27 protein-coding genes are annotated in these 24,738 nt (G+C 70.4%); 10 read left to right on the top strand and 17 right to left on the bottom strand.

Annotated features, from left to right (window positions below):
• Positions 1–1,275: an isochorismate synthase MenF gene (locus tag ACFVAE_RS15140; RefSeq protein ID WP_378893897.1), complete on the top strand. Its 1,275-nt coding sequence runs from the start codon at positions 1–3 to the stop codon at positions 1,273–1,275.
• Positions 1,276–1,468: 193 nt separating this feature from the next.
• Here ACFVAE_RS15140 and ACFVAE_RS15135 read toward each other — a convergent pair whose 3' ends face one another.
• Genes ACFVAE_RS15135 through ACFVAE_RS15120 form a run of 4 tightly spaced genes read right to left on the bottom strand, consistent with a single transcriptional unit; the run spans position 1,469 to position 5,085 of the window.
• Positions 1,469–2,323 carry a PPK2 family polyphosphate kinase gene (locus ACFVAE_RS15135; protein WP_378893894.1) on the bottom strand — a complete coding sequence of 285 codons (855 nt, stop codon included), beginning with the start codon at positions 2,321–2,323 and terminating at the stop codon, positions 1,469–1,471.
• 29 nt (positions 2,324–2,352) lie between these two features.
• A complete protein-coding gene (locus tag ACFVAE_RS15130; protein ID WP_378893892.1) occupies positions 2,353–2,820 on the bottom strand; it encodes a hemerythrin domain-containing protein in 468 nt (155 codons plus the stop codon).
• A gap of 10 nt (positions 2,821–2,830) precedes the next feature.
• Entirely contained in the window at positions 2,831–4,747 is a 1,917-nt protein-coding gene (locus ACFVAE_RS15125) for a thiamine pyrophosphate-binding protein (protein WP_378893889.1), read from the bottom strand.
• Entirely contained in the window at positions 4,744–5,085 is a 342-nt protein-coding gene (locus ACFVAE_RS15120; RefSeq protein WP_378893886.1) for a PLD nuclease N-terminal domain-containing protein, read from the bottom strand. Before ACFVAE_RS15120 ends, ACFVAE_RS15125 begins: the two co-directional genes overlap by 4 nt.
• Positions 5,086–5,151: 66 nt before the next feature.
• Here ACFVAE_RS15120 and ACFVAE_RS15115 point away from each other — a divergent pair, with 66 nt between their 5' ends.
• Positions 5,152–5,448, top strand: coding sequence for a DUF4229 domain-containing protein (locus ACFVAE_RS15115; RefSeq protein ID WP_378893883.1), 297 nt, complete (start codon positions 5,152–5,154; stop codon positions 5,446–5,448).
• Positions 5,449–5,492: 44 nt separating this feature from the next.
• Here the strand turns inward: ACFVAE_RS15115 and ACFVAE_RS15110 are convergent, their stop codons facing one another.
• Genes ACFVAE_RS15110 through ACFVAE_RS15100 form a run of 3 tightly spaced genes read right to left on the bottom strand, consistent with a single transcriptional unit; the run spans position 5,493 to position 6,829 of the window.
• Positions 5,493–6,137, bottom strand: a complete 645-nt coding sequence (locus tag ACFVAE_RS15110; protein WP_378893881.1) for a dihydrofolate reductase family protein — start codon at positions 6,135–6,137, stop codon at positions 5,493–5,495.
• Positions 6,138–6,147: 10 nt separating this feature from the next.
• Positions 6,148–6,441, bottom strand: coding sequence for a DUF4287 domain-containing protein (locus ACFVAE_RS15105; RefSeq protein ID WP_378893878.1), 294 nt, complete (start codon positions 6,439–6,441; stop codon positions 6,148–6,150).
• Between the two features lie 7 nt (positions 6,442–6,448).
• A complete protein-coding gene (locus tag ACFVAE_RS15100) occupies positions 6,449–6,829 on the bottom strand; it encodes a cupin domain-containing protein (protein ID WP_378893875.1) in 381 nt (126 codons plus the stop codon).
• Between the two features lie 67 nt (positions 6,830–6,896).
• Here ACFVAE_RS15100 and ACFVAE_RS15095 point away from each other — a divergent pair, with 67 nt between their 5' ends.
• A complete protein-coding gene (locus tag ACFVAE_RS15095; RefSeq protein WP_378893873.1) occupies positions 6,897–7,922 on the top strand; it encodes a DUF5937 family protein in 1,026 nt (341 codons plus the stop codon).
• Positions 7,923–7,926: 4 nt separating this feature from the next.
• Here the strand turns inward: ACFVAE_RS15095 and ACFVAE_RS15090 are convergent, their stop codons facing one another.
• The 3 genes from ACFVAE_RS15090 to ACFVAE_RS15080 all read right to left on the bottom strand — a co-directional run bounded on the left by ACFVAE_RS15090 (position 7,927) and on the right by ACFVAE_RS15080 (position 10,543).
• On the bottom strand, positions 7,927–8,733 hold the full coding sequence (locus tag ACFVAE_RS15090; protein WP_378893870.1) for a hypothetical protein: 807 nt from the start codon (positions 8,731–8,733) through the stop codon (positions 7,927–7,929).
• Positions 8,734–8,750: 17 nt separating this feature from the next.
• A complete protein-coding gene (locus ACFVAE_RS15085; protein ID WP_378893867.1) occupies positions 8,751–9,704 on the bottom strand; it encodes a 1,4-dihydroxy-2-naphthoate polyprenyltransferase in 954 nt (317 codons plus the stop codon).
• A 71-nt stretch (positions 9,705–9,775) separates the two neighbouring features.
• Complete coding sequence (locus tag ACFVAE_RS15080; protein WP_378893865.1) at positions 9,776–10,543, bottom strand: histidine phosphatase family protein; 768 nt, start codon at positions 10,541–10,543, stop codon at positions 9,776–9,778.
• A gap of 122 nt (positions 10,544–10,665) precedes the next feature.
• Between ACFVAE_RS15080 and ACFVAE_RS15075 the strand changes: the two genes are divergently transcribed.
• Positions 10,666–11,406 carry a YggS family pyridoxal phosphate-dependent enzyme gene (locus tag ACFVAE_RS15075; protein WP_378893863.1) on the top strand — a complete coding sequence of 247 codons (741 nt, stop codon included), beginning with the start codon at positions 10,666–10,668 and terminating at the stop codon, positions 11,404–11,406.
• Between the two features lie 3 nt (positions 11,407–11,409).
• Here the strand turns inward: ACFVAE_RS15075 and ACFVAE_RS15070 are convergent, their stop codons facing one another.
• Positions 11,410–11,862, bottom strand: a complete 453-nt coding sequence (locus tag ACFVAE_RS15070) for an Lrp/AsnC family transcriptional regulator (protein WP_378893860.1) — start codon at positions 11,860–11,862, stop codon at positions 11,410–11,412.
• Between the two features lie 71 nt (positions 11,863–11,933).
• Here ACFVAE_RS15070 and ACFVAE_RS15065 point away from each other — a divergent pair, with 71 nt between their 5' ends.
• Positions 11,934–13,400 carry a DUF6421 family protein gene (locus ACFVAE_RS15065; RefSeq protein ID WP_378893858.1) on the top strand — a complete coding sequence of 489 codons (1,467 nt, stop codon included), beginning with the start codon at positions 11,934–11,936 and terminating at the stop codon, positions 13,398–13,400.
• A gap of 84 nt (positions 13,401–13,484) precedes the next feature.
• Positions 13,485–14,138 (top strand): SDR family NAD(P)-dependent oxidoreductase, encoded by a 654-nt coding sequence (locus tag ACFVAE_RS15060; protein ID WP_378893855.1) that lies wholly within the window; start codon positions 13,485–13,487, stop codon positions 14,136–14,138.
• On the opposite strand, the gene ACFVAE_RS15055 is transcribed toward ACFVAE_RS15060, so the two are convergent.
• Positions 14,101–14,742, bottom strand: a complete 642-nt coding sequence (locus ACFVAE_RS15055) for a TMEM175 family protein (protein WP_378893853.1) — start codon at positions 14,740–14,742, stop codon at positions 14,101–14,103. The genes ACFVAE_RS15060 and ACFVAE_RS15055 overlap by 38 nt on opposite strands.
• 53 nt (positions 14,743–14,795) lie before the next feature.
• On the bottom strand, positions 14,796–16,226 hold the full coding sequence (locus ACFVAE_RS15050) for an MFS transporter (RefSeq protein WP_378893850.1): 1,431 nt from the start codon (positions 16,224–16,226) through the stop codon (positions 14,796–14,798).
• 105 nt (positions 16,227–16,331) lie between these two features.
• Between ACFVAE_RS15050 and ACFVAE_RS15045 the strand changes: the two genes are divergently transcribed.
• Together ACFVAE_RS15045 and ACFVAE_RS15040 are read left to right on the top strand one after the other, a co-directional pair.
• Positions 16,332–18,782 (top strand): cellulase family glycosylhydrolase, encoded by a 2,451-nt coding sequence (locus tag ACFVAE_RS15045; protein ID WP_378893848.1) that lies wholly within the window; start codon positions 16,332–16,334, stop codon positions 18,780–18,782.
• A gap of 16 nt (positions 18,783–18,798) precedes the next feature.
• Positions 18,799–19,866 carry a threonine aldolase family protein gene (locus tag ACFVAE_RS15040; RefSeq protein WP_378893845.1) on the top strand — a complete coding sequence of 356 codons (1,068 nt, stop codon included), beginning with the start codon at positions 18,799–18,801 and terminating at the stop codon, positions 19,864–19,866.
• A 91-nt stretch (positions 19,867–19,957) separates the two neighbouring features.
• Here ACFVAE_RS15040 and ACFVAE_RS15035 read toward each other — a convergent pair whose 3' ends face one another.
• Positions 19,958–20,539 carry a TetR/AcrR family transcriptional regulator gene (locus ACFVAE_RS15035; RefSeq protein WP_378893842.1) on the bottom strand — a complete coding sequence of 194 codons (582 nt, stop codon included), beginning with the start codon at positions 20,537–20,539 and terminating at the stop codon, positions 19,958–19,960.
• An 83-nt stretch (positions 20,540–20,622) separates the two neighbouring features.
• Between ACFVAE_RS15035 and ACFVAE_RS15030 the strand changes: the two genes are divergently transcribed.
• The gene (locus ACFVAE_RS15030; RefSeq protein ID WP_378893840.1) at positions 20,623–21,183 is read left to right on the top strand and encodes a hypothetical protein; all 561 of its coding nucleotides are present in this window, start codon (positions 20,623–20,625) and stop codon (positions 21,181–21,183) included.
• A 38-nt stretch (positions 21,184–21,221) separates the two neighbouring features.
• On the opposite strand, the gene ACFVAE_RS15025 is transcribed toward ACFVAE_RS15030, so the two are convergent.
• Entirely contained in the window at positions 21,222–23,129 is a 1,908-nt protein-coding gene (locus ACFVAE_RS15025) for a M3 family metallopeptidase (protein ID WP_378893838.1), read from the bottom strand.
• Between the two features lie 33 nt (positions 23,130–23,162).
• Entirely contained in the window at positions 23,163–23,750 is a 588-nt protein-coding gene (locus tag ACFVAE_RS15020) for an NUDIX hydrolase family protein (protein ID WP_378893835.1), read from the bottom strand.
• Between the two features lie 71 nt (positions 23,751–23,821).
• On the opposite strand from ACFVAE_RS15020, the gene ACFVAE_RS15015 reads away from it, so the two are divergent.
• Positions 23,822–24,496 carry an alpha/beta hydrolase gene (locus tag ACFVAE_RS15015; protein WP_378893833.1) on the top strand — a complete coding sequence of 225 codons (675 nt, stop codon included), beginning with the start codon at positions 23,822–23,824 and terminating at the stop codon, positions 24,494–24,496.
• Here ACFVAE_RS15015 and ACFVAE_RS15010 read toward each other — a convergent pair.
• On the bottom strand, positions 24,463–24,711 hold the full coding sequence (locus tag ACFVAE_RS15010; protein WP_378893831.1) for a hypothetical protein: 249 nt from the start codon (positions 24,709–24,711) through the stop codon (positions 24,463–24,465). The two genes, ACFVAE_RS15015 and ACFVAE_RS15010, sit on opposite strands and share 34 nt — an antisense overlap.
• Positions 24,712–24,738: the final 27 nt, after the last annotated feature.

The raw sequence follows: 24,738 nt of genomic DNA, 5'->3' as shown, positions 1-24,738 counted from the left end.
GTGACTACCCGACTGGTCGTGGAGACCCGTGAGATCGACCCGGTCGAGGATCTGCTGGTGTACGCGGACCCCGACGATCCGGTCGCCTGGCTGCGCCGCGGCGACGGCATGGTCGCCGCCGGAGACCAGCACGTGATCACGATCCGCGTGCCTGCCGGCGCAGGACCGCTGCGCGCCGCGATGATCGCGGATGCGTGGCGCGACCTGGCATCCGCCGCGAAGATCGACGACGAGGTGAAGCTGCCCGGCACCGGCCTGGTGGGCTTCAGCACCCTCACCTTCGACGAGGGCTCCGCACGAGACGCCGTGCTGATCGTGCCCGCGACGATCATCGGCCGCCGCGACGGTCGCGGCTGGATCACCCGCATCCGCGGTGCGGAGGACGACGCGCCGGCGGATGTCGCACCGCGCGAGTACGGCCCGCACTGGGCGGGCACCCTCGGCCCCGGCGCGCAGACGCCGGAGGGCTACCAGGACTCGGTGCGCCGCGCCGTCGCCGAGATCACCGCGGGCGACTACGAGAAGGTCGTACTGGCCCGCGACCTCACCGGCACCGTCCCCGTGGGCTCCGACCTGCGCCGGCTCGTCCGTGCCCTGGCGACCGGCTACCCCGACACCTGGACCTACTCGGTCGACGGGTTCATCGGCGCGTGCCCGGAGACGCTCGTCACCGTGCAGGGCGGCACCGTCACCGCGCGGGTGCTCGCCGGCACGATCGGCCGCGGCGCCGACGCGGACGCCGACACCGCGGCATCCGCCTACCTCGCCTCCAGCACGAAGGACCTCGACGAGCACGAGTACGCGGTGCAGAGCCTGCTCGCCTCGCTGCGACCGCACGTGCGCGCCCTCGCAGCGGCCGACGAGCCGTTCATCCTGAAGCTGCCCAACCTGTTCCACCTCGCGACCGACGTGGAGGCGGAGCTGTCGAACGGCGCCTCCGCGCTCGACCTGGTCGGCGTGCTGCATCCCACCGCTGCGGTCGGCGGCACGCCGACGGACCTCGCGGTGCAAGCGATCCGGCGTCTGGAGCCCTTCGACCGCGGCCGGTACGCCGGACCGGTGGGCTGGGTGGATGCCACGGGCAACGGCGAGTGGGCGGTCGCCCTGCGCTGTGCGCAGTTCGGCGGCGGCGCACCGGATGAGGACGGCACCCGCACCGACACGATCCCGGTCACCGCCTACGCCGGCGCCGGCATCGTCGCGGGCAGCGATCCCGAGACCGAACTGCTCGAGACCCGGGTGAAGTTCCGCCCGATCGTCGACGCGCTGGCCTGAGATTCGGGGGACGCTCGGGGTCAGTCTTCGCTGAGGCAGCCTCTGTTCGAGCGCACGCGGATGGAAAACGCCGCTCAGCAGGCGCCTGCAGCGGCCAAATCCATCCGCGCCGCAGACGAGCGGATGGAAAACGCCTCGCAAGGCGCGCGCGAGCATGCGAAATCCATCCGCGGCCTCGGACGCGTGCCGTTCCTCAGCTCTCCGCGAGGCGCCTCTTCTCGGTCGGCACGTCGAAGTCGGCCGCGGGCCATTGCGGGTCGATGTCCTCCAGCGCCGCGATGAGCAGCTCCTGCACGGCCAGCCGCGCGTACCACTTGTGGTTCGCGGGGACGACGTGCCACGGGGCATCCGCCGTCGAGGTTCGGTCGAAGACGGTCTGGTAGGCGTCCATGTAGTCGCCCCAGAGCATCCGCTCGTCGACGTCGCCGGGGTTGTACTTCCAGTGCTTGTCGGGGCGGTCGAGCCGCTCCATGAGTCGGGCCTTCTGCTCGTCGGGCGAGATGTGCAGCATGACCTTCACGATGCGAGTGTCCGATGCCGCGACCTGCTGCTCGAACTCGCGGATCGCGCCGTACCGGCGTTCGATCTCGGTGCCGGGGGCGAGAGAGCGCACCCGCCCGATCAGCACATCCTCGTAGTGCGAACGGTCGAAGACGCCGATGAACCCGCGCTGCGGGAGCCGCTTCTCCACACGCCAGAGGAAGTCGTGGGCGCGCTCCTCCGCGGTGGGCGCCTTGAAGGCGGCCAGCTCCACACCCTGCGGGTCGACGCCGCCGACGACGTGCCGCACGATGCCGCCCTTGCCGGCGGAATCCATCGCCTGAAGCACCAGCAGCACGGCATCCGTGTCGCTGCCGACGCGGCTGGCGGCGAAGAGCCGCTCCTGCAGGTCCCCGAGAGCCTCGCGGCGCTTCTCCAGCTCCCTCTCGCCGTGCGACTTCCCGTGCGGGAAGCCAGGCGTCGACTCCGGATCGACGTCGGCGAGGCGGAATCCCTCGCCCACGCGCAGGATCTCGGAAGGATGCTCCTGCCACAGCTGCTTCGCCATGGTGACATCCTGCCGCATGCGGAAGCGCGTCAGAGCGTGCCGAGCGCGTCGCGCGGCGCGGCATCCTCCGCGAGGGTCTCCAGCACGGTCAGCAGCTGCCGCTCCTCGTACCGGAAGTGGCTCTCCATGATCGCGCCGAGACCGTCCAGGTGGCCGGCCAGATCGGCCGGCGCGGCATCCGAGTCGACGGCCGACTGCAGGCCGCCGATCAGGTGCGCCATCATCGAGTGGTCCTGCTCGAGCTTGCGCAGCACCGGCGCCAGGTCCGGATGCTCCCGCTCGATCGCGGGGAACAGCGACCGGTCCTCGCCACGATGGTGCGCGTCGAGCGCGCTGCAGAATCCACGGCAGTACAGCAGCAGGTCGCGGGTCGCCGGCGCCGCCTGCTCGCCCGCGGCGAGCGTCTCGCGGGTCACGCGCAGGGCCTCACGCAGGCGGGCGTGCACCCGGCGGAGTTCGTCGCTCCAGGCGGCGAATCGCTCTGTGTCCTGATCCATCCGGTCGAGCCTAGCGTTCGAGCGGCACCTCGATGAGCTGCGGCCCGGTCACCGGCGAGGTGAGAGCCTGGTCGAGGGCCGAGCGGGTCGAGACCCGCTGGTACTCCCACCCGTAGGCCGCCGCGAGGTCGGCGAAGCGCGCCGCCTGCGGCGTGTAGAAGGCGCGGTCCAGGTCTTCCTGCGGTGCGGATGCCGCGACCTCGAGTCCGTCGAAGATCGTGCCGCCGCCGTCGTTGCCGACCACGACCTGGATGCGGGGCGCCGTCTCGCCTGCGGGCAGCAGCAGTGCGCCGACGTCGTGCAGTGCGGCGAGGTCGCCGAGCAGCACGCGGGTCACACCGGGGGCGCCGTCGTCCTGGCTGGCGATGGCGATACCGATCGCCGTGGCGATCGTCCCGTCGATGCCGGCCAGTCCGCGGTTGGCGTGCACGGGCACCTTCTTGCCGCCGAGCACCTGATCGGCCACGCGCACCAGCCGTGAGGACCCGAAGACGAGACGGTCGTGCGGCCAGGTCGCCCGCCAGACGGCGTCGGCGAGCAGCGCACGGTCGACGGGGCGGCGCACGGCGTCGAGTTCGGCCTTCACCGCGCCGAGCCGAGCGGCATGATCGTCGGAATAGAGGCCGGCCTGGTCGGGCGCGGCCTCGGAGAGGTCGACGACAGAGGCCTGCGACACCGTCATCCAGGCGCCCAGCCACTGCCGGTCGGTCGCGCCCGGCTCGACGGACACGGCGGATGCCGCCGTCGTCCGGCCGTTGAGATCGAGCGGCTCTCCCCCGCCGTGCACCGCGACCACCTCGACGTCGTCGCGCGACAGCAGCGCGGTCACCTCTCGGCTGAGAGTCGGATGCCCGAGGACGACAGCGCGCTCGACGCGGCCGCCGAGGCTCTCGTCGCGGAGCAGCCCGCGATAGCCGTGCACGACCAGCCGTCCGTAGCGCGCCCCGCTCACGATCTCGGCGATCAGCGGCCATCCGCCGGCGTAGGCGACCTCCTCCGCGTCGGCGCCCGCATCGGCACCGGCGATCACGACGGTGCGCGGACCGCGCGGGAGCACGAGCGGCTCAGGTGCCGGGAGCTGCGGAGCCGGTCCGGCGACGGCGTCCACGTCGATCGCCGCGGAGAGCGGCTCGCGGGCCGGGAGGTTCAGATGCACGGGGCCGGCGACGCCCGGAAGGCCGGTGCCGGCGATGCCCATGGCGGCCCGGACGGCCTCGGTACCGAGACCGGACCAGGCGGTTACGGCATCCGCCGTGGGAACCCACAGGCGATCCGCGCGATGCCCGGCGTGTCCGGCGGCGCCGTGCCGTGCCGCACGCGCTTCATCCGTGGCATCCGGCGCCGGCGCGCGGCCGGCCATCCGGACGTCCACGGCCTCCGCCGTCGGAATCGACAGACGGTCCGGCACCTGGACGGCGTGTTGGCCGTCGGCATGCCGGGCGGACGGAATCTCGTCCGTGTTATCCGACGCGGGCACCGGCACCGGCGCCGCGCCCGGCACCGGGGCGTCCACCGCCCAGCGCACGAACGGTCCGAAGATGCCCGGCTGCACGGTGGCCTGGTTGGCGCCCACCCCGCGCAGCTCGGGCGGGCGGTCGGCCGTCAGCAGCAGCAGGGGCACGCCGGAGTGGAAGGCCTCCATCGTGGCCGGCAGCAGGTTGCCCGCCGCGGTGCCCGAGGTGCAGACCACGGCGACCGGCACGCGCGTCTCGCGCGCGATGCCGAGGGCGGTGAATCCGGCGACGCGCTCGTCGATGCGCACGTGCACGCGCAGCTGCCCGGCGCGGTCGAGCGCTGTCGCGGCCAGCGCGAGGGCCTGCGAACGGGAGCCCGGCGAGAGCACGAGATCGCGCACGCCGTGCGCGATCAACTCGGCGAGCAGATCGACCGCGGCCGCGCTCGCCGGCGACCCGGCATCCGTCGTCACGACCGAGGGTCCGGGTGGTCGCCGTCGTCGTCGAGCCGGGCGAGCTCCTCTTCGAGCTCGCGGATGCGTGCGTCCTGCTCCTTGCGGTTGATGCCGCGCAGGAACTCGGAGTCGTCGTCCGGTGCGTACGGTCGGGTGTCCGAGCGGTCGCCCTTGCGTCGCCGCCCGAGCAGGAACCAGAGGATGCCGCCGATCACCGGGATCAGGACGACGATCGCGACCCAGGCGCCCTTCGACACACCACGGTGCCGCGTCGCCGGCTGCGCTGCGCAGTCGACGATGCTGAACACCCAGAACACGACGGCGAGAAAACCGCCGACGATGAGAACCCGCGCCATGTCTCCAGTGTAGGCGCGGAATCCGGCGCCCAGCCCAGTCCTAAGCGCCCCGCCTAAGCTGTTCGGGTGAAGAAGTTGCCGCCCCTCCTCGTGTACACCGTGCTGCGTCTCCTGGCGTTCCTGGTGCCGCTGGCGATCCTGTACTTCTTCTTCCCGATCTTCCAGGAGTTCTGGTGGCTGGCGGCCCTGTTCGCCGCGCTCATCGGCATGAGCATCTCGCTGCTGTTCCTGCGCACGCCGCTGTCGGCCACCTCGCGTGACATCTACGAGCGTCGCGCTGCGCGCAACTCCGAGAAGCCGACCGACGAGGACGTCGAAGACGACGCGACTCCCGAAGCGTCGGAGAGGCCCTCCGAGAACTGACGATGACAGAGCGGATGCCGGTTCTCGGCATCCGCTCCTCTCTTTCAGCGCCTGCGGAACGTGACGTGGATCACACCGCTCTCGGCGACTTCGCTGGTCACCTCGCAGCTGTCCTCCAGCCCGCGCAGGTCCTGCCAGAGGTTTGCGCCGCGGCCCAGCAGGATCGGCGCGATCCCGACGTGCAGCCGGTCGACGAGCCCCGCGACCAGGAACTGCCTGACCGTCTCGATGCCGCCGCCGATGCGCACGTCCTTGCCTGCGGCCGCCTCGGTGGCCCGCCGCAGCGCCTCGTCGGGCGTGGCCTCGATGAAGTGGAACTCGGTGCCGTTCTCGAAGGAGATCGACGGTCTCGGGGTGTGTGTGAGCACGAAGACGGGTGCGTGGAACGGCGGCTCCTCACCCCACCAGCCGCGCCAGCCCGGGTCGTCGCCGTGGTCGTGCAGGCCGAACATGCCCGCGCCCATGATCTCGGCGCCGATGCCCTCGAAGTAGGCGGCGGCGTACTTCTCATCGACGCCGGTGGTGCCCGCGCCCGAGGTGTCGCCGAACACGCGCTGCTGCATGGTGCGGGTCGCGGTGTAGGCCGCGACCAGGCGACCCCAGTCCTCGCCGAAGGGGTTCTCCGGCGTCTGGTCGGTGGTGGTGGCATACCCGTCCAGTGAGATGTTCAAATCGACTCGTACGGTCATCGTGTTCCTTTCAGGCGTTCGCGGGGTTGCTGGCTGCGCCGTCCAGCCAGAGCGTGTCGGAGGCATCCGCGTGCGTGCCGTCGGTGCCGACGTGCTTGGTGCTGATCTGCGGCCCCTTGGTGATCACGTGCACGAGCGCCATCCCGTAGCCGCGGGACAGGTCGTAGTCGGCCTTCAGCCACTCAAGGATCGGGGTGGCCTTCGTGCCAGGCCCGAAGCCCTTGTCGGATGCCAGTTCGATGAACTCGCGCGGGGTGAGACCGGTCTTGGTCTCGATGTTGTCGAGGTATGCCTGGAAGGACATCTGACTCCTATTCGGTTCCTGAGCCTGACGAAGGATCGAGGTCTGTCTGGATGATGATGGCAGAGGCGTGGATGCCTATGAGGCGCATCGTGCCGGTACCGGTGTTGGTGAACTTGTGCGGCACGTAGGCCGGGCCGGTGACGGTGTCGCCGGCGGTCGCGAGGATCTGCTCGTCGCCGACGACGAACGTCACGTCGCCCTCGAGCACGACCCAGGTCTCGGGGTACGGGTGCCAGTGCAGCGAGGCGCCCTGGCCCGGCTGATTGTCGATGTAGAAGTACGAGATGCCTGCCCCGTGCTCGCTGCCCGGGAACCGACGGCTGCTCCCCGTGCCGAGCCGGATCTCATCCGGCGCGACGAGGGTGGGAACGGCGAGTGTCTCGACCATGATGTGCTCCTTCTCTTGCGGTGGTTCCACTCTTTCGCCCGTGGAGAAGAGCCCCTAGAGTTTCGATGTGGATCGAAACACCCGCCCACGCGAGGGCGTCGAGAGCCCGGATCACCGGGTCGACTTCCGGCTGAGCCCAGGCGACATCCAGGCGGTGCGGTTCGGAGTCTCGCCTGGGCACGAGTTCGCGCACGCCGTTCGTGTGCTGCTGCGGCCCGCGGAGCATCCGCTGCAGTGGGGATGGCTGAAACAGGTGCGCGATTCGGTTCCCCGCGAACCGTTCAGCCTGCTCGCTCAGGTGATCGGCGCCGACGGATACATGCCGGACTTCCTCACCACCGACGCCCGCTGGGATCTGACGCCCGCCGACGAGGTCGCCGCTCTGCGGGTGGCGCCTTTGCCCGGCATCCTCGTCGACCTCGGCAAGATGATCCAGCGCTCATCGGGCGAGCGGCAGCAGGCGCTTCGTCGCATGCGGGCCGACCCGGAGCGCGCACGCGCCCTGATCGCGGACGCCTGGGAGCAGGTGTGGGATGCCGCCCTCGCCCCGGTCTGGCCGCAGCTGGAGCGGATGCTGCGCGCCGACATCGCCGTGCGCGCCAGGACCGTCACCGCCGACGGCCTCGCCGCCATGGCCGGGGAGCTGCACCGCTCGGTGCGCTGGAGCGACGGTGCGGTGCGGGTGCAGCTGCGCAGGCACAGCGAGGACGTCGACTGCCGCGGCAGCGGGCTCGTCCTGGTGCCGTCGGTGATGTCGTCATGGGGGTGCATGGTTCTGACGGAGCCGCCCGCGCAGCCCACGCTGTTCTATCCCGCCAGGGGCGTCACCGCCGGCTGGGCGAGGGACTCCGCCGACCTGGCGCAGTCCCTCGGTGCCCTGGTCGGGCCGGTGCGCGCCGGCATCCTGCTGCAGGCGCACGTCCCGCGCACCACCTCGCAGGTCGCCGCGGATGCCGGAATCGCCGTATCCACCGCATCCCATCACCTGACGGTGCTGCGCGACGCCGGTCTGCTCACCAGCTCCCGCGAGGGGAACCGCATGCTGCATCTGCGCACCCCGCTCGGCGAGGGTCTTGTCGGCGCGGGGCTCTGAGCGCTCAGCGCTCCGGAGCGAAGCGCTGAGCCACGAGCGCGATGTCGTCGTGCGGCTTGGCGAAGACCCAGTCGTGCTTCGCATCCTCCGCAGCGCGGATCTCCCCCGCGATCTCGGCCAGCCGACCGGCGATCGCCAGTTCGGCGAACCGCTCGAGCGAGTGCGCGCCGACCAGCTGGAAGCCCCGGGTGCCTCCATCGGAGGACGCCACGATCGCAGCGAGCTCCGCGATCGGCGTACGTCCGGTGAGGGCGTGCTGCGCGGCATCGGGATCGGTCTGCGCGCACCAGAAACCGCCCTCGACGTTGCGCGTCTCGTCGAGCGCGCGGAACCGGGCCGCGGCGATGTCGGCGTGTGTGTGCGCGCCATCGCCGAGCAGCTCGGCGGCGCGGCGAGCGACCGCCAGGTTGATGCGGTCGTCGGTGACCTCCATGGCAGTGCCGTCGCGGTGAGCGAGCACGACCGAGGCGTCGCAGAGCACGAGATGCTCCACATCGTCACCGTCGATGCGCCAGGCCGCGACCGTGGCGCTCGGCGAGCCGGCATCCAGATCGCAGGTGCCGCGGTGCGCGGCGGTGACCTCGGCGATCGCACCGGCAAGGGCATCCGTCATGACTGCGGTGGAGTCCTCCAGGCGTACGCGGAGGGCCTCGGCCAGCGTCCGGGCGTACCAGGCGACCGAGTGGCCGCAGCCCTGCCGCATCGTCTTGGGGAGCCCCGCGCCGTCGACGACGACGGCGATGCCGTCGCCGATCGCGCAGGCGTCCTCGCTCTCGCGGCCGGGTTCGGCGGGAAGAGCGAAGAGGTCCATCAGCCGGCGCCTGCCTCTCAGCCGACCAGGGCCCAATAGATGAGACCGGCCCAGGCCAGAGACGACAGCGAGGTGAGGCTCAGGGCGATGATCAGCTCGCGGGCCTGCCGGTAGGTCCACACGATGAGGATCGCCGGCAGCACCGCCAGCAGCACCAGCAGCGAGATCCACGCGATCGGATACAGCAGCGCGTAGAGCACCGAGAACACGAACGGCATGAGGACGAAGAGCGTGTAGATCACGCGCGTCGCCGCCTTGCCGATCAGCACGGTGAGTGTGCGCTTACCCACCTCGCGGTCCTGGTCGATGTCGCGCAGGTTGTTGGCCAGCAGCACGGCGCAGGCGAACAGTCCGGCGCCGACCGCGCCGATCCAGGCCTCCAGCGGCAGGGTGTACACCTGCACCCACGTGGTGCCGAGCGTCGCGACCAGACCGAAGAACACGAAGACGAACAGCTCGCCCATCGCGTTGTAGCCGTAGGGGCGCTTGCCGCCCGTGTAGAACCAGGCGGCGACGATGCTGACGGCACCGACCGCCAGCATCCACCACTGCTGCGTGCGGATGACGATCGCGAGGCCGACCAGCGCGGCGAGCGCGAAGAACACCAGCGCGACCAGGAGCACGCGCTTCGCCGTCACCCGGCCCGAGGCGGTGAGCCGCGCCGGTCCCACCCGGTGCGCGTCCGTGCCGCGGATGCCGTCGCTGTAGTCGTTGGCGAAGTTCACGCCGATCTGCAGCAGCACGGCGACGGCGAGGCAGGCCAGAGCGATCACCCAGTGGAAATGGTGGTCCACGGTCTGCGCGGCGCCGGTGCCGATCACGACCGGCGCGACCGCCAGCGGCAGAGTGCGCAGTCGAGCCGCGCCGATCCAGTCGCCGACGCGGACGGGTCCCTGCTCGATCACCGGACGCTTGGCCGGGTTTCCGCTGGTGCCGCTCTTCTTGCTCTTGCTGCTCTTGCCGGATGCCACGTCCCGAATCCTACTGACTCCGTCAATGGCTCCCCATCGAGCGGGTGCCGGAGCCCCCGCTCGACGCCTGGTCACTCGGCGTAGCTCGTGTCGCCGACCTTCTCGACACTCCACACGCCCCGCGCGTACACGATGCGGCTGACCGCACCGTTCTCGAGAGGCTCGGGCACCTCGGCGCCCAGCGACTCCAGCAGGCACATGATCGACATCCCGCTGGACACGGCGAGGATGCTGCCGCCGTGGCGCATCGGCAGTCGGCGGTCGGTCACGGCGGACGTGAGCGCGGCGTTCATGCGATCGGCGACCTCCTGCCAGCTCTCCGTGGCCGCCGAGGGAACGGGGTTGGTCGTGCCGAAGGCGTCGATGAGGTCGGCGAGGGTGTCGCCCTTCACCGCGCCGAACAGGGTCGGGTAGGCGGTCGACTGCTTCTCGCCCTCCCACCCGCCGTAGGCGACCTCGCGCAGCCCCGCGATGCGAGTCGCGGTGTGCGGGGAGCCTGCTGCGGAGAGGATCCCGGAGGCCGTGTCGAAGTGGCGTGTCATGTCGGCGGAGTATGCGGCGTCGAACCCGCCGATCTCGGCGGCGAGATTGCGACCGACCTTCCGTGCGACATCGACGCCTGCCTCGGTGAGCGGCGAGTCGGCCCAGCCCTGGATGCGGCCGGCGCGGTTCATCCAGGTCTGGCCGTGCCGCACGAGGTGGACGGTGACGGTGCGATTCGGCTGCGAGGTCGGGGCCGTGGCGGCACTCGCCGAGGCCGCTGTTCCGGTGACGACAGCACCGGTGAGGGCGGCAGCCCCGAGCGAGATGAGAGCGGTGCGGCGGGACAGGTCGGGCATGGTATCTCCTTCGATACGGCAGGTTCGGAAAACAAAACAACGTTCGGTATTCGAATGCTATCGGTGTTCGGCATTGAGGCGGAAGCCCCCGTCCCGATCCGCGCGACGGGTACCCTCGAAGGGTGACCGATCAGCCCGCGCGCCCCCTCTATCCGCAGGCGACCTCCGTGGCGGAGTTCGCGCAGAACCTCACCGAGGTGCGGGCGAACATCGCCGCCGCCGCAGAGCGTGCGGGGCGCGACGCCTCCGGCATCCGCCTGCTGGCCGTGAGCAAGACAGTCCCCGAGGAACGCCTGCGCCTGGCCGTCGCGGCGGGTGCGACCGACCTGGGCGAGAACAAGGTTCAGGAGGCGAAGCGCAAGGCCGAGAACCTCGCTGACCTCGACCTGCGCTGGTCGGTGATCGGACACCTCCAGACCAACAAGGCCAAGGATGTCGCGGCCTTCGCCGACGAGTTCCAGGCGCTGGACAGCATCCGCCTCGCCGACGCGCTGGACAAGCGTCTGCAGGCCGCCGGCCGGTCGCTCGACGTCTTCGTGCAGGTGAACACGTCAGCCGAGGAGCAGAAGTCCGGCATCGAGCCGGAGGAGGCACTCGCCTTCCTCGAGGAGCTGAAGCACCGCGACAGCCTGCGCGTGCAGGGCCTGATGACCCTGGCCCTGTTCACGAACGAGACCGAACGGGTGCGCGAGTGCTTCCGCATCCTTCGCGACGTGCGCGATCGTGCCCGCGAGCGCGACCTGGTCGGCCCCGGCGAGCTGTCGATGGGCATGTCCGGCGACTATCAGGCCGCCATCGAGGAGGGGTCGACCGTGGTGCGCGTCGGCCAGCGGCTCTTCGGTGCACGGACCCCGCAGGCCTGACGCTCAGTCCCCCGCGGGGACGATGGGCCTGTTCTCGTAGAAGGTCTGCAGCACGACGGTCGTGCGCGTGCTGACGTTCGCCGCGAGCCGGATGTCGCGGACGAGTTGCTCCAGCGCCCGCGGTGACGACACCCGCACGAAGAGCATGTAGGCGGCGTCGCCGGCGATCGAGTGGCACGCCTCGATGGCGTCGAGGTGCTCGAGCATCTCCGGCGAATTGTCGGGCTGCGCCGGGTCGAGAGGTGTGATCTCGATGAACGCCGAGAGCGGCTTGCCGACCTGCTCGGCGTCGAGCAGCGCCCGGTACCCGGTGATCACGCCGCGGGACTCCAAGCGCTTCAGGCGCGCCTGCACGGCCGAGGTCGACAGCCCCACCGACTCGGAGAGCTGGGCCAGAGTGACCCGGCCGTCAGCGGAGACCTCAGCAACGATCGCACGGTCGACGGCATCATCCATACGTGGAATAATAGCGGTAGATACCGGCCCTTGCCGGAAAATTTCCGCCTCATCGACGATCGGAGGTCCCGATGTCCACTCTCACTCCCACCACTCACGCCATCATCGGCGATAAGGCCGAGCGCCGCCCTGAGCGAGCGAAGCGAGCCGAAGGGGTCGTCGAGGATGCCGCTGTCGCCGAGACCAGCACCGCCTGGCTGCAGCTGAAGGACGCCGCGATCGCGATGCGCACGCTGCAGATCAAGGACGGCTCGATCCCCGAGGCCGCCGATCGTGAGACGGCAAAGGAACTCGTCTCGGTCATCACCGCCGGCATCCGCGCGCTCTCCCCCGCCTTCCCGCACGAGGCCGAGTACCTCGCGGCATCCGTCAAGGACTTCGACCGCTGGGCCGACGAGGGCTTCGGCGTGCCCGACTTCCTCGACTCGCTGATGGCCTTCCAGCCCCAGCAGCACCGCGTCGACGGCATCCGTCACCTGGTGATCTTCCCGATGTACACCCAGAACGGCTCGAGCGACCGCCTCGTCGAGGCGCTCATCGTCGAGACGATCTGGCCGGAGTTCATCGCCGACCTCGAGGCGGGCGACTACGGCAACAAGCTGTTCGTCTCGCTGCGCCTGATCGACTTCACGCCCGGTTACGACACCAACTCGGCCGTGCTGTTCCCCGAGACCGTCGCGATGCGCGAGATCCCGTCGTTCACGTGGGGCGCGATCTTCCAGGACCGCGAGGCCGCCCGCTACCGCCGCGTCGTGCGCGCGGCGACCGCGATCACGAACCTCGACCTGCCCGAGCGCGCGGCCGCGATGCTCGACGACCAGGCCCGCACCGAGAAGACGTTCGTGATGTGGGACATCATCCACGACCGCACCCACATGCGCGGCGACCTGCCGTTCGATCCGTTCATGATCAAGCAGCGGATGCCGTTCTTCCTGTACTCCCTCGAGGAGATGCGCTGCGACATGACGGCGTTCCGCGAGGCCGTGAAGATCGAGCGCGCGCTCGGCGCCCGCATCGAGGCCGGCGAGCAGCTGACCCCGAGCGAACTCGAGATGCACGACTACGCGGGTCTCGTTCAGTACGCGGTGATCTTCGACCGCATCTTCCGGTTCGCGATCACCGGCACCCGGGTGCGCAACTACGACGCCGTCGGCGGTCAGCTGCTGTTCGCCTGGCTGCACCAGCACGGCGTACTGCACTGGACCGACACGGCCCTCGCATTCGACTGGGAGAACGTCCCCGACGCGGTGGTCGCGCTCGGCGACGCGATCGACGACCTGTACTGGCACTCGATCGACCGCCCCAAGGTCGCGCACTGGCTGGCCGCGTACGACCTGGTCCGCGGCACGCTCACGCCGCACCCCGCGTCGCAGTGGGCCCGCGGACTGTCCGACGAGATCCTCGCCGGCGCCCCGAAGGGCTACACCGACGCGGTGATGGACGACGAGTTCCCTCTGTCGATGTTCTTCGAGACCCTCGACAAGAAGATGAAGCCGGTCATCGAGTCCACCGTGGGTATCCGCGGCACTGACGACTGACATCGAGCGATACGTTTGGCGGGAGAGCAGACCGATGACCTCCCGCCATTCGTCGTTCCGTCCGCCATCAGAAGGAGTGCTCCCGTGACTGCATCAGGAAAGTCCGTTCTCATCGCAGGCGCGACGAGCGCCGCCGGCCTCGCCGTCACGCAGGCGCTGATCGGTTCGGGCGCGCGCGTGTTCGCCACCGGCCGTTCGGCCGAGCGGCTCGCACCTCTGGCGGATGCCGGAGCGCAGACCGAGATCTCTGACGCGACCTCCCTCGAGGAGATGACCGAGCTCGCCGCGCGTCTCGGCCCCGTCGACGGCGTGCTGCCGCTGGTGGGCGGCTGGCGCGGCGGTGGCGGACTCGCCGGGCAGAGCGACGACGACCTCGCGGCACTGCTGCCGGCGTTCGCGGCCGTGCGCGCGACGAGCCGCGCCTTCGACGCGGCGCTTCGGGCGTCGGATGCCGGTCGCTTCGCCATCGTGTCCTCCACGGCCGTCGCCCGCCCCCTGGCCGGCGGAGCGAACTACGCGAGCGTCAAGGCCGCGAGCGAGACATGGGCGCGGGCGGTCGCACAGGGACTCTCGAAGGCCGCGCGGGATGCCGGGGAGCCGCTGCGCGCGGCATCCGTCGTGTTCCGCGCCAAGGGCGCCTTGGAGCCGGGCCTGTTGGCGTCCGCTGTCGTCGGAATGTGGGACACCCCCGCCGAGGATCTCAACGATCGGATCGTCGACCTCGGCCCAGCCGCCTGACCAGGCGGATCGCGGGCGCGGTGAGCACCAGCAGGAACATTGCGAGGTAGCCGATCGACGGCACGCCGATCGCGACGGTCAGGGCGATCGCGAACAGGACGACGACGACGATCTCCGAGACGATCCCGGCCCGCAGGTTCTCCCCGGAGATGCCGTGCAGCTCCGGATGCCGCAGCAGGTACATCCTGGTGATCATCAGCACCAGCGACGTGACCATGAGCGTGCCGACGTACAGCGACTTCTGTGCGGCGTCATCGGGCATGGACCCGATCATCGCTGTGGGCACCGGCGTCCAGACGATCGTGAACATCCAGGCGATCGTGATCCAGATCAGCACCGGCGAAGTGCGCTCGACGCGGTCGTAGATGCGATGGTGCGTCACCCAGAACGACGCGATCAGCACGAAGCTCATGGCGAAGCTGATCAGCTGACCGGTGTCCTCCTGCAGGAACTCGAGCACGGTATGCCCTTCGCGGCCGAGGTCGATCACACCCTCCATGAGGGGCAGGATCAGCAGAGTCATCGCGATCGCGACGACCCCGTCGGTGAAGGCCTTCAGCCGATCGGCGGGCAGCAGCGTACGCGGGGCGTCGGTCTCGGTCACCCGGGAATGCTCTCGCGCCATTCAAGCGCCGTCAAGGACGGCGCGCGCACGCCTCAAGCATCCGCGCCACCGCGTTCGGGGTGCCCGGCCGGCGCAGCGGGGTCGACCAGACCGCCGCGGGCGGTCAGCGGAGTGCCATCAGCCGCGACCTCATCGGCGCCCGCGCCCGGTGCGGGCATGTCGCCGTCGTCGGATTCCTCCGCGTAGGACGCGCTCAGGCGGCGATAGGCGCGGGTCGTGAACGCGAACAGGGCGAGCGCGATCGTCGCCAGTCCCGCGAAGAAGAAGATCAGCGCGATGCCGCGCGCCCGGCCGTCGCCGACCAGCCAGCCCCAGGTCTGCTGCCCCTGCTCGGACTCGACGAACGGGATGATCGCGTACTGCGCGATCGGGGCGATGAGGAATGCCGTGATCGGCGCCGCCGCCGCCTCCATCGCCGAGGCGAACCCGAACACGCGCCCCTGCCGCTCGAAGGGGACGACTTTCTGGATGACGGTCTGCTCGGAGGCCTCGACCGCGGGAATCAGCGCCATGTACACCCAGATGCCGACCACGTACAGCGGCCACCAGTCCCGGATGGTGAAGACCGCGCCGAGCGCGCCCATGCCGATGACGAGCACCAGCATGGTGCGGATCGGGTTGCGCCCCAGGCCCTTGGCCGCGACGATGGCGCCGCCGACCAGGAAGCCGGTGGATGCCACGGCGAGCGCGATGCCCCACAGCTGCACCGACATCAGCTCGAGCCCGTAGGGGTCCATCAGCGCCATATAGACGCCGCCGATGAGGTTGTTGAACATCGAGAAGAACAGCAGCACGAACAGTCCGGGCACGGCGCGGATCGAGCGGATGCTGCCACGCACATCCATCGCCGAAGGGGCGTCCGGATCGATGGTCGGTTTCTCCTCCGGAATCTGCACGAACAGGATGTGCACGAGCGAGACCACCGTCAGGCCGACGGCGATCACGAGGGTGCCGCCCATGCCGAGGAAGCCGACCGCAAGCCCGCTGAACACGCTGGTGACGAGGAAGGCGAGGCCCTGCACCGTGCCGACCATGCCGTTCGCGTTGGCATGGCGCTCGACCGGCACCAGCAGAGTGACGGTGGTGGACAGCGCGATGTTGCGCATCTGCTCGACCACGGCCCCGAACAGGATGAAGCCGCAGAACACCCAGAACCAGGGGCCGCCGAAATCGATCAGGGCGCTCTCGGGCTGCCAGAGATAGACGACACCGGCGGCGACGAACGCGACGGCGGTGACCGCGCTCGAGAAGACGAACACCGCGCGTTTGCGGTGCCGGTCGACGAAGGTGCCGAACACGATCGAGAACACCGCGATCAGCAGCATGTAGGCGCCGCCGACGATGCCGGTCGCCATGACGTTCCTGGTCTCGAGGTACACCCAGAAGGTCAGCGCGAACCACAGGAAGCTGGTGGTGACGTTCGCCACCATCGTGTTCACCAGCACCTGCAGGAAAGTGCGCATGGGTCGAGGGTAGGCGGGAACACCGACATCCGGCTTCGAACCGTACGCAATTTGGTATTCAGTCCTAGGATCGGTGGGAGTCGATGCCACACGAAGGAGTGCCGCATGCGGATCCGCCGCCCCCTGGCCGCCGCCCTGACGGCCGCCGTACTGATCGCGCTGGAAGCCATCACCGATCCGACCGGGCTGCTCGCCCTGGTGGGCTGGCCCGGCGGCACGCCGCGAGTGGACCTCTGGTGGCCGATCGCGCGGTACGTCGTCTTCGTGCCCGTGATGCTCGGGATGCTGTGGTGGGGCGCCGTCCGCACCGGCGGACGCTTCTGGACGATGACCGCCGTCGCAACCCTCTCCGTGCTGATCGCGCAGGCCGCGACCGTGCTCGCGATGACAGGCGACCCGCTGCTCGCCGGTTGGTCGGCGGGCTACGTGACGGCCAAGGCTGTGCCGGCTGCCCTGATCATCGCGGCCGTCACCCGGCTCGCCGGCGGACGGCCCGGAGACACTGAACACCCCGCATCCGCCCCGACCGGAGCGACGCGGCCATCGGCCGTCACGGCGTGGCCGGCCGCAATCGTGATCGCCGCGCTCGCGCCGATTCTGGCGGGCTCGTGGTGGACGGGCGGCGCCTACGCCCCACTTCTGCCGGTACCGCGCGTCGAGCACGGGGGCGGGCTCATGGCGGTCGGTGTCCTGCTTCTCTGCGCGGGTGCCTGGCTCGGCATCCGCTGGGGCCGCCGGCGAGTGCCGGGATTCCTGGGCACCTGGCTGGGCGCGATGGTCGGAGGCGGACTGTTCGGTCTCGCGCTCGCCCTGATCGCACTCTTCGTCGACAACGGGTTCACCGGCGACCTCGCCCCGCTGCTGAACACCTACATCCTCATCGCCGACGGCCTGTCGTTCGGTGCGGGCGCGGGCTGGATCGCGGCCCTCGTCGCGCTGCTCGCCGATCGAGTCGCCGCGCGCCGTGCCGGCGTCGCGGACGAGAGCGCCTCGTGCGGATCGCATGCTCCGCACGAAGAGCACGAGCCCGCGGGAGACGCACGGCGCCCCGGCATCCGCCCTGTCCCTGTGCTCGCGGGCGTCGCGGTACTGGCGGTGGCGACCACCGTCGGCGCGCTGCTGAACGCTCCGATCACGCGCGCCGAGGCCGCGGATGTGCCCGCCGGCTTCCTGCGCGTCCAGGACGGGCGCATCGCCGACGGCGAGGGCAACCAGGTGCTGCTGCGCGGTGTGAACGTCAATCAGCTGGCCGACTTCTACCAGGCGCGCCCCGAGGTGCCGGCCACTCGTCCGCTCACCGAGCAGGACTACACCGACATGGCCGCGCTCGGCTTCGACGTCGTGCGACTGAACATCTCGTGGTCGACGCTGGAACCGGAGCAGGGCAGGCTCGACCCTGGTTACCTCGGCAAGATCGAAGAGGCCGTGGCCTGGGGCAAGGCGCACGGCATCCGCACGGTGCTGGACATGCACCAGGACGGCTGGTCGAACGCCCCGACGCAGCCCGGCGACGTGTGCCGGCCCGGCACGGATCCGATGTGGGGCTACGACGGGGCGCCCGAGTGGGCGACGCAGTTCGACGGCACTCCGCGCTGCTCCTTCACCGGGCGTGACATCTCCCCCGCCGGTGACCGCGCCTTCGAGCACTTCTGGTTCGACACCGACGGCGTGCAGTCCGCACTGGTACGCACCTGGGGCGAGCTGGCGGGCGTCTTCGCCGACGAGCCCGCCGTCGCCGGATTCGACCTGCTGAATGAGCCCGGCTTCGGTGAGACCGCGCCGGTGACCACCTCGGCGAGGCTCGGCCGGTTCTGGTCACGCACGATCGACGCGATCCGCGACGCCGGCGCACCCCAGATCGTGTTCGTCGAGCCCAGCATCCTGTGGTCGGGTCTGGGCATCGACAGTGGCCCGGCACTCGGCTTCACGGAAGACCCGAACGTGGCCTTCTCGCCGCACCTGTACGCCGAGTCGATCACGATGGACCACTCTCTCGGCCTGCCCACAATCGTCGGCATCGAGCGCCAGTTCGAGGCCGCACAGCGGGTCGCCGAAGAGCACGCCATGATCCTGTGGTCGGGCGAGTACGGCTACTGGGGCGACGACGGGTCGATCGAGGAGCGGATGACCCGCTATGCGGCCGAGGAGGACCGGCGGATGCTGGGCAGCGCGTACTGGGTCTGGAAGCAGTCCTGCGGCGACCCGCAGAACGGCATCGGTCCGCTCGGCCTGGCGCTGGTGCCGGAGGACTGCGAGACCGGCGAGGACGCCCCGGGCAACGAGGCTCTGCTGCGCCTGCTCAGCCGCGCGTACCCGCAGTCGGCTCCGGGGCGGATCTCGTCGCTGGCATCCGCCGAGACCGGCGCAGACGGCCGGCTCGCGCTGGCCGGCACGACGGCCGAGCGCGGATGCGGGCTGCGCGTGTGGGTTCCCGGCGCCGCGAAGCCGCAGGTCACGGAGTCCACCGGCCTCACGAACGTCGCCTCAGAACAGGTCGACGGCGGATGGATATTGACCGGCTGCGCTTCCGGCGACTACGCGATGCACATCCGCTGAGAAGTAGGCTTGTCCGGTGAGCGTTCTGCATGACACCGCCGTGCGCGGCTTCGCATCCGACAACTACTCCGGCATCCACCCCGAGGTGCTCCAGGCGATCGCGGAGGCCAACGCCGGCCACCAGATCGCCTATGGCGAGGATCAGTACACCGAGCACCTGCAGGAGGTCTTCCGCGGCCACTTCGGTGACGGTGTGCAGGCCTTCCCGGTGTTCAACGGCACGGGGGCCAACGTCACGGGGCTGCAGTCGATGCTGCCGCGCTGGGGCGCCGTGATCGCGGCATCCACCGCGCACATCAACGTCGACGAGGCGGGCGCACCCGAGAAGGTCGGCGGCTTCAAGCTGCTGACCGTGCCCACCGACGACGGCAAGCTCACCCCCGAGCTGGTCGATCGCGAGGCCTGGGGGTGGGGCGACGAGCACCGCGCACAGCCGCTGGTCGTGTCGATCACGCAGTCCACCGAGCTGGGCACGCTCTACACCGCCGACGAGATCCGCGCCCTGGCCGACCACGCGCACGGCCACGGCATGAAGCTGCACATGGACGGTGCCCGCATCTCGAACGCAGCGGCCGCCCTCGACCTGCCGCTGCGGGCCTTCACCCGCGACGCCGGCGTCGATGTGCTCAGCTTCGGCGGCACCAAGAACGGCGCGATGCTGGGCGAGGCCGTCGTGGTGCTGAACCCCGAAGCGTCCGACGGGCTGATCTTCGGCCGCAAGTTCAACATGCAGCTGGCCTCGAAGATGCGGTTCGTCTCGGCGCAGCTGATCGCGCTGCTCGAGGGCGACCTGTGGCTGCGCAACGCGCGGCACTCGAACGCGATGGCTCAGCGCCTGCGTTCCGAGGTCGAGGCGGGCCTCGCCGACGGCACGGTGCGCGGCGTCTCGTTCTCGCAGCCCACGCAGTCCAACGGCGTCTTCGCCGTGCTGCCCGAGGGCGTCGCCGACGAGCTGCGCAAGAGCTTCCGCTTCTACGACTGGGATGCCGCCAAGCGCGAGGTGCGCTGGATGTGCAGCTTCGACACCCAGGAGTCCGATGTCGACGCGTTCGTCGCGGAGCTGGGGCGCCTGACCACGGCCTGAGCCGAGCATCCCCTGTCATCGAGACCCCGGCCCGCGCACGCGCGGACCGGGGTCTCGCTCTGAGAGCGGAGCCTGGGCCGATGCCGGACGCTCAGCGCGCGGTGTAGGCCCCGAGCACGGTCGCGGTGATCGTGTCGGCCGCGTCCTCCGCACGGAGCCGCCCGGACTCTACTTCGACCGAGGCTCCCTGCATGATCATGCGGAGCACCGCGACCAGCCAGTCCTCCGGCAGGTCGGTGCGGAACACGCCTTCGCTGCGTCCGCGACGCACCAGTGCCAGCACCCGCGCCGCCGGAGCCTCGTGCAGCCGGCGCAGCTCGTCGTCGTCGAGCACGTCGAGGGCAGCCGTGGCGACGGCGCCGATGCGGCCGATCTGCTGCCAGCTCGCTGCGATGAGCCGCCCCAGCGCATCGCGGGGATCACCGGACGTGTCGACCGCCGAGAGCGCCTCGTCCCCCTCCGCCATCGCCCGCGCCACGACCGCTCGCAGCAGGTCCGGCCGGGAGGGGAAGTGGGCGTACACGGTGACACGGCCGACACCGGCCGCCGCGGCGACGTCCGCCATCCGGGCATCCGGAGCAGTGGAGAAGACACGGATCGCGGCGTCGACGATCGCCGTGATGTTGCGCTGCGCGTCCGCGCGGCGGGCACGCGGAGGGCTCTCGTCCGTCATCACGACTCCTCTTGTCGTACGCCAGTGTACGAGTTATTCTCCCCTTGTAACCCGAACACTCGTGTATGGGAATGGAGGCGGCCATGAGCACCCCGGTGGTGGCACCCCGCCGCTCACGCGTCATCCTCGGCGTCGTCCTCCCCCTCGCCGCCGGCGTGATCGCGGCCTTCGCCATAGGATCGCAGACCGGCGTCGCCCCTGTGATCATGGTGTGCGCGGCGATCTACCTGTTCGCCGCCGCGATCGGACGCCGATGGGCCTCGTGGGCGGGCTTCGCCATCTCGTTCCTCGTGCTCGCTCCGGGGTTCGTGCTCCACGACCCGTGGATCCCGATCATCGCCCTCGGCGCGATCCAGATCGCGCTCGTGATCGTCGGCCTGGTGCGTGGTGTCTGGCGGACCAGGATCAACCTCCTGCAGCTGGTGGGCGCCGTGCTGTTCAGCGCGCTCGCCGTCGCCGCGGCCGCCGGAGCCGCGCCATGGGCCGGCGTCGTCACGGTCATCGCCCTGCTCGCGCACGGCGCATGGGACCTCTGGCATCATCACCTCGACGCCGTCGTGATGCGCTCCTACGCGCTGTTCTGCGCAGCACTCGACATCGTGCTGGCCGTCGTGGTCGCCGTCGCCATGATCGCCGGCGCCTGACGCAGACCCGCCTGGACCACCGAGGCGCAGCCGGCGGCTCAGCGGCCGGACAGGTACTCCCGGTAGGCGTCGACGGTGAACGGGCGGCCCAGGAAGGACTCGACCAGATCCGCGGCATCCCTGCTGCCGCCCGGCTCGAGGATCTCGCGACGGTAGCGTGCGGCCGACCCGGGGTCGAGCAGACCGGTGAATCCGGTCAGCAGGTCGCGGGCGATCACGAGACTCCACTGGTACGTGTAGTAGCAGGAGCCGTAGCCGGTCAGGTGCCCGAACCCGGCGTAGTGGTGCGTGCCGGGAAGCCTGGTCACCGGGGTGGAGACCTCGTACCAGTGATCGGTCGCCGCGGCGAGGTCCGCCGGGCGGTCGACGTGCAGGTGGTACGAGACGCGCGCGTGCCCCAGCTGGGTGCGCACGAGCAGAGCGCGTCCGAAGGCATCGGCCTCGCGCATCCGCTCGACCAGCCCGCCGGGAATCGGTTCACCGGCGTCGTTCAGGGCGAAGGCCTGCAGCACCTCGGCATCCCAGACCCACTCCTCGAGCATCTGGCTGGGCGCCTCGACGAAGTCCCACTCGGTGGCCACGCCCGAGAAGGCGACCCACTCCTGGTCGCCGCCGAGGATCTCGTGCACGAGATGCCCGAACTCGTGGAAGAAGGTCTGCACCTGGCGGTGCTCCATCAGCCCGGTCGGGAAGTTGCACACGAGACCAGCCTCCGGCAGCACCCGTCCGCGCAGGCCGGGTGCGAGGCCGAAGCAGGCCGCGTGGTTGAACTTGCCCTCGCGCGGGTGCAGATCGAGGTGGATCCGGCCGATCCTGGCGCCGTCGCGCAGCACGTCGTAGGAGCGGACGTCCTCGTGCCAGGTCGGCACGTCGACGGGCACGTAGACGATGCCGAACAGCCGTGCGGTGGTGGCGAGCAGGCCGCCCAGCACGCGATCGAAGGCGAGGTACGAGCGCACCTCCTGCGAGTCGACGGCGAAGCGCTCGGCGTGCATCCGGGTCAGCAGGTACAGCTGGTCGGCGGCGGTCACGGCCTCGGCATCCGGTTCCTCCTCGCGCAGGCGCGCGAGGAGGAGGTCGTACTCCCGGGCGGATGCCGCGGCCGAGGCCTCGTCGACCTCGTCGAGGAACGACGCGACGCGGGCGCTGGAGCCCGCCATCCGGTCCTCGGTCTCGTAGTCGGACCAGTTGCCGTAGCCGAGCAGGTCGGCGCGCTGCTGGCGCACATCGAGCAGCTCGGGGAGCACGGCGTCGTTCTCAGGCCAGGCCAGGTCGGCGCGCGCCGCTGTCAGGGCGATGCGGGTCGCGCGATCGGAGGCGTAGTTGCTGACCGGCATCACGTCGGTCGCGTCGGTGGACAGCACCACGAGTCCGTCGTCGCCGACCGGATGCTGCGCCACGAAGTCCTCCGGCATGCCCGCGAGCCCCTCTGGTGCGACGCGGATCTCGCGGCGGCCCTCACGGATGTTGCGCGAGAACGCGAGGCTGAGGTCGCTGTCGCGCGCGGCGAGCTCCCGTGCCTTCTCGCGAGTCGCCTCGGCGCGGTCGGCGCCGCCACGACGGAAGTCGCGCAGCAGGTGGTCGCGCACGCGCGCGGCACCTGCGTCGAGCCCCTCGGGATCGGTCGCGGCGAAGATCGCGGCCAGCTCGGCATCCGCCATCAACTCCGCGCTCTTCGCCTCACCCGCGGCGACGCGGGCCTCGGCGGCCTCTCGCACCTCACGGTCGGGGTGAACCTCGCTGAGCACCTCGGCCTCGGCGAGCACGCGGTGCACGTCGAGCCGGATGTCGTTCCAGATCGCCAGCGTCTCGAGCGTCGTGCGCTGGGCGCCGTCCTTGAGGACGGCGACGAGCTCATCGGCGTGCGCGAGCCTGTCATCGGATCGGGTGCCGGCGAAGGTGAGCCAGTCGGCGGACGTGGTCGGGAAGGCGATGGGTTCGGTCACCCGAACGAGCCTAGACCCGGGTGTCGACGCAGCTCAGCGGAGCAGGCCGAGGTGCGCGAGCGCCTGCCGGATGAGGGTGCCTCGGCCGCCCTCCATCTCGGCCCAGACCGCATCGGACGCAGCCTCCTCCGGCGTGAACCAGGTCACTTCGAGGGCGTCCTGCCGGGGCTCGCAGGTGCCGGTCACCGGCACCACGAAGGCCAGCGACACGGCATGCTGGCGGTCATCGCTGTAGGCGCTGACTCCGGGGATCGGGAAGTACTCCGCCACGGTGAACGGGTCGGGCGAGGGCGGCAGCAGCGGGAACGCCATCGGACCGAGGTCGTTCTCGATGTGCCGGAACAGGGCGTCACGGATGGTCTCGCCGTAGCGCACGCGCCCGGAGACGACGGTGCGCGTGATCTCGCCGAGCGGTGTGGAGCGCAGCAGCACGCCGAGGGAGGTGACCTGCCCTGAGCCGTCGGTGCGCACGGGGACGGCCTCGACGTAGAGCATCGGCAGCCGGCGTCGTGCCTCTGCGAGCTCGATCTCGGTCAGCCAGCCCGGATTGGAATCGGGCTGGGGCACGCCCTCGAAACCGAAGTCGCCATCGGGGTCGGGATCGGGTGTGCGCACCGCCATGAGACCTTTCTACCAGCAGGGGCACACGAACGCGGGAGGTCCGCGTCGGCGCCCGCTGGCAGGATGGCTGCATGACCCTCACGATCGACGCCGACGCCACGCTCTGGTCGACCGCGGACCGCGCCGGGCTGCCGCTGCTCGTGCTGCTGCACGGGTACGGCGCCGATGAGCACGACCTCTTCGGCCTGGCGCCCTACCTCCCGGAGGGCGTCGCCGTAGCGGCGGTCGCCGCTCCCCTCACTCCGCCGTGGCCCATGCCCGGCCGCTCGTGGTACCCCATCGACGATCTGCAGACCCGTGATGCGACGCACGTCACGACGGCCGCCGAGGCGCTGCTGCGCTGGCTCGACGAGGAGGCAGCGGATGCCGCGTCCGTCGCCCTCCTCGGCTTCTCACAGGGTGCCGCGGTTTCACTGCAGGCCCTGCGACTGGATCCGTCTCAGTTCGACGCGGTCGTCGCCCTGAGCGGCTACGCCGCGCCGGGCGCGCTTCCGAACGATCCTGTGCTGCAGGAGGAGCGCCCGAGGGTCTTCTGGGGCAGGGGAACGCACGACGACGTCATCCCCCCGCATCTGATCGACCACACCGCGCAGTGGCTGCCCGATCACTCCGAGCTGTCCGGCCGGGTCTATCAGGGCCTCACGCACTCGATCTCGGAGGCCGAGCTGAACGACGTGGGAGTGTTCCTCACGACCTGGCGGGATGCCGCGGGTCAGGCCGAAGGGCCCGGGTCCTCAGCGTCCTGAGCGTCGTCGTGCGGCGGCCTCGGCCCCCGCTTCCGGAACGCTCCGGTGAACGCGACCATCAGCGCGATCGTGATCGCGACCGCGACGCCCACCGTCACGCCCATGTTGTGCGTGGCCGACCAGAGCGCCGCCGCGATGCCGAGACCGATCACGATGCTCCCCGCGAACCCCATCCGGGCGCGCATCTCGTGAGAGCTCGGCTGCCGCTGTTCCATGAGCTCAACAGTACGCCGATGTCACGA

The sequence above is a fragment of the Microbacterium sp. NPDC057659 genome, from assembly GCF_042799915.1.
GTDB lineage: Bacteria > Actinomycetota > Actinomycetes > Actinomycetales > Microbacteriaceae > Microbacterium.
This window is presented reverse-complemented; position numbering and strand designations above follow the sequence as displayed.